Origin of the sequence: Brucella sp. 22210, assembly GCF_052045675.1 — a bacterium.
Taxonomy (GTDB): Bacteria; Pseudomonadota; Alphaproteobacteria; order Rhizobiales; family Rhizobiaceae; genus Brucella.
Genome location: NZ_JBQEPD010000066.1, coordinates 1 through 5,565, shown reverse-complemented (window position 1 = coordinate 5,565; position 5,565 = coordinate 1). Strand labels below are relative to the sequence as shown.

The following is a 5,565-nucleotide window of genomic DNA, read 5'->3' as shown; positions in this document are numbered from 1 at the left end:
GTTCATAGCGGCGACGTGACATCAAAGACCTCCAAATCCGAGGCCTTTCAATAACCAATCCATTCAAATAGCTAGCCTATTTATGAGTGCACGGCCTAGCCTCTTTATGTGCGGATCGCCTGCGCTACCGTGTCCGGGGCTTTTTCTATCACCTTCAGCAACAGCATCGCAGCACGATCCGGCTGGCGGCGTTTTTGCTCCCAATCCTTGATTGTACCGGCAGGTAGACCATATCGCTTCGCAAACTCTGCTTGTGAAAGTTTTAGGCGCTTGCGAATGGCTGCAACATCGATGGTTTCCGGGACAAAAACAGCGGCGGGTTCGGCACGACCCTCTGCAATTGCGAGTGCTTCATTTGCACTCTCGATAAGCTCTTTTCCGAAAGTCATTTCTTATCCTTTCTCTGTCTATAGGCATCGGCCAGCTTAGGAAGGATGCGGGCCAATTCGTTCTGTTCGGCTTTAGAGAGATTTCCCTTCTCATTCTTCCCGTAGATCGCGAGGGCAAAGACAGGAATAGACAGGAATATCCCTGCCGCCAAAATAATGGATGGTGCGGAATCCTCCGCTTTTCCCTTGGCCGCCTCTTGCATGGCGCAACTTGCGCGCGCCGCCCGTTCCAGCGATCAGTGCTCCCGCCTCCGGATCAGCCGCAAGCACGGCAACAATCTCTTGCAGTTCATCGTCAGACAAACCGCATCGCTTGGCCTGCACCAGAAAAGTAGTGGTTTGGATTACACTGTGCACATTTTTAATATACGGCATTGCCGTATATTTGCAATACCAAAAGCGCGATTTCCCCAGTAGGGGGCAGGCGCAGGATACGTATAAAAACCGGTCAGAAGGCGCCGTCGGGGTCAGTTCAGGTAGGGGACCAAATCGTATGCCAAAGAGAATTGCTTTGTTTTCTACGAAAAATCCCGCGCAGGAACGTCATGTACGAGTAAGGTGCCTACACTGATAATTTAATCGTACTACCTATTTGATGCTCTCCGAGCCCCAATTTTATGAGGATTTCAGATGGGGCTGCGGGATAACGGATAGCCAAAACAATCCGTTTCCTTGAATGCAATCAATTATGGACCGTGAACCGATGTCGCCTCTATGGAAAAGAGGCGACATTTAACCTATTGATTCTGGGACCTTAAGTGTTGGAGCACGGCCTCCAGATGTCTTTCGGTATCTTCTTTCGAATATCCAAGTAGAAAACCCTCTATGCGTTCTCGGTCCTCGCGGTTAAAAACGCCATCTATTTTCCGTTCCCAGGTGAGCTGATAGATAAGATTATGAAGTTTTCCCCGCCACTCCTCCTTGGGCAAGCAATAGCTTCGCATTTCAAATCCGAACGCATCGTTTCTGTAGACGTGTTTAGTAAGCTGCCCCGATTCAACGTATGATGCGAATTCCGCGTCACCGACCAATTCGGGCGGAACAAGATCTTCTGCAACAAACGATGCCATTGGCTTGAGCCCAGACAGCATAAGTTCAAGCTCACGTCCATTATGAGAAACGGAATTGTGCCGGTTCTCTACGCCCTCGTCGATTTTTTCGTTCATTTTCTACTCATGACATTTTGTGCAGGAGCCTCCTGCGCCATGGCCACTGATGATCTAACACTACGGCATGCCTCCTACAAAGACCTGCGTGAATTTCAGGACAATGCGGAAGTCCATCCCCTCGAATAGTCAATTCAGTTCACCAGGCTCAAATGCTGCGTATTGTTCCTCAACAAAGCCATAATGACCGGTCCAAGCGAAAATTCGCCGCGCTCCGCCCTTGATGTTAGATCCCGCAAGTACCCGCCAGCCGATTTGATGTGTCCGGAACGTTCCAGAATACAGGCAATCACCACGGCCGCGTTTTCCTGTCCCATGATCTCGCAAGCCTCCTGATAGGCGCTCGGACTGACGCCGAGCATCGATCGGACTATGACCGCGGCCGTCATCAGGTCTCGCCAGTTGGCGATTGCACCAGCTGGCCCGTAATTGGTGATTTCCGGACAGGCTTGCAGCACCATTGCCAGAGGAAATGCCTTCAATGGCGTGCTCATCGCAGGTTTCTCTAGCGGTTCGGCTGCCCCCTGCTCTTTTTCAGAGCGAGGTTCAAATTCAATGGTGGATTCGGTATTTGAATTCTGTATGTGGCGCTCATTGTGATCATCATTGCCGCTCATTTCATTGGAATTTTCGTGGATATCCAACCGGTTAATGACTTCCTCGCGCAAAAGCTTCATCTCGTCGAGCAAACTTTCGACGATTTGACGGGATGGAGAGCGCGGAAGGCGGCTCATGAGATCAACATAGACAGCTTCCATCTGAAGCCAGTTGCCAGAAATCCCCTCTTCTATCGCTGCTGTAATCAGCTTACGAACATCGCGACGGCAGATGGTCAAAGACTCTTTCGCGCGTCGGAATAGACGGGCTTCTTCCGCCACCTGCTGGGCGAGCTGTGCGAGCTCTGCATGACGGGTGAGCAACGGCGCCAGGCTGAAGCCAAACGCGTCTTCGACCTCCCCTGCCCGATCGCGGTGAGCATAACGTTTTCCATTCGGGCTATCCCGACGATCGATCAGGCCTGCATCAATGAGCGTTGTGAGCGCACGGCGAAGTGTGGCGCCGGATATACCGTGCGCACGTACTGACAGTTGTGCGTTGGACGGGAAGACGATCAAGCCAGCCTTATCGGACAATGCGCCATCCGGATAGAAGCTCAACAGCGCATTCAATACGGATAGTGCCCGGTCTTGAATGCCAAGAAGCGAGCGTGCTTCGCACACATCACGGAACACTTTCCATTTATCAACCGCCTGCCCTGCCCGCTCTTCAGGCTGTGCAAACTGGCGCTTCACGAGCGCAAGCTTCGCCGGCCGCCGCCCAAAGGGCGTCGTCACATTTCCAAGCTGCATTGTCCTTCACCTTCCTTCAGGCAAAAGAAATCTGCTCACCAAAACGGTGCCAAAGACTCTTGACAGTGATTCGAAGAAATGCGATCCTTAAATTGCTAGATTGAAGAGATCGGTTTCCACGACGGCGACGTTTTGGGGGCCTTTTTCTTTTGGGTTACTCTCCGTTTTTTTCCGTTTTAGAGCGCTGAAATTCATCGTAGAGCGATTCCAGTCGATCTGATAACCAGTCTCCAAAGAGAAGACCGTTTGGGTTCGATAATTCGATCAAAACTCTCTTTGGCTTACGAGCAATGCTAAAACTTGCGCTTTTGTCTTCTGATCTCCAACTTTTCAGTGGGGTTTCTTCAGGCCGCGGGCGTGCTGTTAGATTTCGCAATAGCGTCGTAAACCGATCATCCGTACTCATTAGATGAAATTTTGAATCTGTCGTTTGAAGTTTTGCTCTTTCAAACAAATTGGAATCTTCGAGTAGGTCGGCGAGTTCTTGCCACCGACGTCTGCCAGCCGATGGAGCAGCACCAATTTTTCTGATCAGTTCGTACGGAACACGCTTTGCGACCGATATCAGCTTAGAAAGTTCACCTTTATCAAGCGATACTGCACGACCGATAACGTCGCGCGTAAATCCCTTGCTTTCCAGGCCATGCGCGAAAAGCGCCTTTTCAATATAACTGAGATCCTTACGGGCAGCGTTCTCAACGCCTTGCGCTACGACCAATTGGTCGTCGGTCAATTCCCGAACAACGGCGCGGACTTTTTGGTTCAGTAATCGAAGTGCAGCTAGACGCCGATGCCCATATGCAACTTGAAAATGCTCAGCCTTATGAGGGTGTTGTCGAACAAGAATGGGAACTTCTTGACCGTTTTGAAGGATTGATTGAACAAGTTCGTCATTCTCATCTAGATCGTTGTCTAAACGATCACGGATAAAGGAGCCTTCTATTAAATTAGGATCTAGCTCTAGAACTTTCTCACCGGCAATTAACGCGTCATGAAGAGCTTTGCTCTCGTTCTCCATTCGGTCAAGTGCGAGGCCCATTGTCCGAACTGAACCAGCCAAAACCCGCTTTTCAGAGGAATTATCGGAGTTGGCCATGGCCAACTTCTCGGAATTCTCTTCTTGTGAAGCCTCTTGCGCGGTAGACGATATGATATCAGCAAGCATATTCTTGCGGCTCATACTCTCCCCCATGCTTTTTGAATGCCCATCAGGATTTCACTGTTGACTGCATCTAATGATTCAATAGCCCGATCATAGGTTTGCCGTCTAACCTGTCCCTTTTCGATTTCATAAAGGGTTTGCTTGCTGAGGCCGGCGTCCGATATCGCTGTTGACTTTAAAACAGTTGGTGCAAGCACTTCCTCACCAAACAAACTTCTGAGGAGCCCGACTATTTGCGCTTGAGGCCCATCATGCGGTTCGTGACGGGTAATGACGTACTTGATCATGTCGTGCTGGAGTTGTCCGCCAGCCTTGTGAACAACCGACAGAAGGTCTGAAGTCATCAAGAGAAATTGCGACATTGAAGCGACGTCAACCATCTGAGGATGGACGGTAATCAATATGCTTGTCGCAGCACAGACCGCACCTAAGGTGAGATATCCAAGCTGCGGCGGGCAATCAATGACAACAATATCATAATCAGCTTCCACTTCGCTGAGCGCATTACCTACCCTTTTGAAGAAGATATCGGCGTTAGAAGTTTTTCGCTCCAGAAGCGCAGTCGGCGTTTCGTGCTCAAACTCCATCAATTCAAGATTACCGGGAACGAGATGGAGCCCCGTAAAGTAGGTCTTGCGAATGATGTCCTTCATCGGGCGTTTTTGTTCGTCGTAACGGATCGCTCCATAGAGCGTATCTCCATCCTCGAGATCAAATTCCGGCTGAATGCCAAGCATCGTGGAAAGTGACGCTTGGGGATCGAGATCGACGGCCAACACCCGATATCCTTGCAAAGCCAGGTACTGAGCGAGGTAAATGGTCGTGGTGGTTTTAGCGCTTCCGCCCTTAAAATTTGAGACGGCTATCGTTTGTAGTTTCTCACCAGGTCTGCGGCGAGGAAGATAGCTCAATGCATCTTTGGGCTTCGCATTGGACATATACTCACGCAACTCATTTACCTGCGCAAGCGTGTATGACCGTCGCCCCGAAGAGGATTGTTCAGGTATAGGCCCTCGCCCTTCATTCGATAATGTGCGAAGAAATCCGTCGGAAACACCAACAAGCTGAGCCGCTTCTCCCGATGTGAATGTCCTGAGCAGTTTTTCTGCTGTTGGCGGAAACAATCTTTCACGCAGCAATTGCAGCTGCTTTGAAAGCTGCTTAGCATGACGCTGAATACGCGCGTCGGACGAAAGTTGCGCAAAAGCGCTTTTGTCTTGTAGCATCGAATGACTCCTGTCGATGCGCTTTATATTCAGAAATAGTGAAAAAACCGTATCCAGAATTACACGATTCGTAAACCATGGCAAATGCCAATGATTACAGTCGGTTGCCAATACGGCGAGCGAGTTGGCCATGGCCAACTGTCCCACAACAGCCCACCATGCTTAGAGCCTGTTCCAAAAAGGGTTGAGCGATTACAACAGGTTATGATCCAATCGGATTGCTTAGATTCGATGGAGCTCACGATGACTTGGACAGTAACCGCTCGCCGACGG

The 5,565-nt window shown here is 50.1% G+C and carries 6 protein-coding genes; all 6 read right to left on the bottom strand.

Translation table 11 applies throughout. The features are described 5' to 3' along the window. Positions 1-104: 104 nt before the first annotated feature. Positions 105-389, bottom strand: a complete 285-nt coding sequence (gene nadS / locus ACTJKP_RS25465; RefSeq protein WP_440632663.1) for a NadS family protein — start codon at positions 387-389, stop codon at positions 105-107. Beyond that, complete coding sequence (locus ACTJKP_RS25460) at positions 386-592, bottom strand: hypothetical protein (protein ID WP_440632662.1); 207 nt, start codon at positions 590-592, stop codon at positions 386-388. Before ACTJKP_RS25460 ends, nadS begins: the two co-directional genes overlap by 4 nt. Positions 593-1,126: 534 nt before the next feature. Next, the gene (locus tag ACTJKP_RS25455) at positions 1,127-1,555 is read right to left on the bottom strand and encodes a hemin receptor (RefSeq protein WP_440632661.1); all 429 of its coding nucleotides are present in this window, start codon (positions 1,553-1,555) and stop codon (positions 1,127-1,129) included. A 134-nt stretch (positions 1,556-1,689) separates the two neighbouring features. After that, entirely contained in the window at positions 1,690-2,904 is a 1,215-nt protein-coding gene (gene repC / locus ACTJKP_RS25450; protein WP_440632660.1) for a plasmid replication protein RepC, read from the bottom strand. Positions 2,905-3,058: 154 nt separating this feature from the next. Continuing rightward, entirely contained in the window at positions 3,059-4,084 is a 1,026-nt protein-coding gene (repB, locus tag ACTJKP_RS25445; protein ID WP_440632659.1) for a plasmid partitioning protein RepB, read from the bottom strand. Then, positions 4,081-5,292 (bottom strand): plasmid partitioning protein RepA, encoded by a 1,212-nt coding sequence (gene repA, locus ACTJKP_RS25440; protein ID WP_440632665.1) that lies wholly within the window; start codon positions 5,290-5,292, stop codon positions 4,081-4,083. The genes repB and repA overlap by 4 nt, the downstream gene beginning before the upstream one ends. Between the last annotated feature and the right edge of the window lie 273 nt (positions 5,293-5,565).

What these genes read in the sequence shown, in the direction of transcription:
- nadS (WP_440632663.1), bottom strand. Translation starts at nt 389, where the DNA reads ATGACTTTCGGAAAAGAGCTTATCGAGAGTGCAAATGAAGCACTCGCA.
- ACTJKP_RS25460 (WP_440632662.1), bottom strand. Translation starts at nt 592, where the DNA reads ATGCAAGAGGCGGCCAAGGGAAAAGCGGAGGATTCCGCACCATCCATT.
- ACTJKP_RS25455 (WP_440632661.1), bottom strand. Translation starts at nt 1,555, where the DNA reads ATGAACGAAAAAATCGACGAGGGCGTAGAGAACCGGCACAATTCCGTT.
- repC (WP_440632660.1), bottom strand. Translation starts at nt 2,904, where the DNA reads ATGCAGCTTGGAAATGTGACGACGCCCTTTGGGCGGCGGCCGGCGAAG.
- repB (WP_440632659.1), bottom strand. Translation starts at nt 4,084, where the DNA reads ATGAGCCGCAAGAATATGCTTGCTGATATCATATCGTCTACCGCGCAA.
- repA (WP_440632665.1), bottom strand. Translation starts at nt 5,292, where the DNA reads ATGCTACAAGACAAAAGCGCTTTTGCGCAACTTTCGTCCGACGCGCGT.